Raw genomic sequence first — 1,028 nt, forward strand, 5'->3', positions numbered from 1 at the left:
GACGACGGTACACCTCAATCCCGAAAAAAGTGTCACGGAAGCCGTCACCAAAAAGGAGAAAAATCAAGCACTCAAAAAAGCAGCGTAAAAATCGTATTTAGGCGACAACTAGCTTGCAAATTTCCGTACGCAGGAACGCTGCCGATTACTGGCTGGTTGGGAGTGGCCCAGCCGCAAAGTTATTCAGAGCTGAAAAAACCGCAACTTTCGCACAAATGAAGTGTCGACCTGATATGTTGGCTCAATCGAAGTACAAGGAAGATCGATGGCGCGAGGCACAAAAGTACTCCAATAGCAATAAATCCAAGCGCCTGCAGAGCGGGAAGAATGAGAAGGTAGCCTGCCGCAATAAATCCAGAGACGCTTGCAGTGATGAGTATTTTTCCGTTTCGCAACAATTGATGTTGTAAGCGGGTGTTACCAGGTATATCGAAATGTCGCCATTTGCTAGCTCCGCATTGAGGACAAACCATTTCGGGAACTGGCATATAATCGATGTTCATCTGGCGTTCCTATATCTGAGTGCTGGTGAATAATTTGCGCACTGTAGATGGGTTATTTTTTTGCAGGGGACTTCGCCCCTTGAGGTTTTTTGTCTTCATACTGTGCTACTACAGCGATAATTGGAAGCACTATGCTCGGCATCTGGTAAACGGCGGATTTAGCGAACATATTATAGATGGTTCTGTTGCATTAGCGAACGTCAGCCGGACAATCATATAAGTTGCGGCGCCCGAATCTAAGACGAATCGACATGCTCAACTTCAAAGGGATGCGATTTCCTCTCGATGTGATTCTGAATGGTCCGTCCAGTTTGAGGGCCATCGTGCCGCTCCAGGAAAATTCCGTCGTTCGTTCAACAATGCGACAGAAACCATGAAATATGCAGTCGATTATCGTCGAGTAACTGTTCAGCCGCTACGCGGCTGGCGCAATTGGATCGCCAGCAAATGCCCGGCGCAGTACGTCCAACATGCTGTGACCTTGTTTGCGTAGCGTGTCAAGGCAGGAGCGGATGGTGCAGAAAT

1 protein-coding gene is annotated in these 1,028 nt (G+C 47.9%); it reads left to right on the top strand.

Annotation, left to right across the window (positions count from 1 at the left end; all coding sequences use genetic code 11):
• The coding region (locus tag F1735_RS36015; RefSeq protein WP_222853178.1) for a hypothetical protein at positions 1-219 on the top strand (219 nt) is incomplete at its 5' end.
• Positions 220-1,028 lie beyond the last annotated feature (809 nt).

Origin of the sequence: Massilia genomosp. 1, assembly GCF_011682185.1 — a bacterium.
Classification (GTDB): domain Bacteria; phylum Pseudomonadota; class Gammaproteobacteria; order Burkholderiales; family Burkholderiaceae_D; genus Telluria_A; species Telluria_A rubra.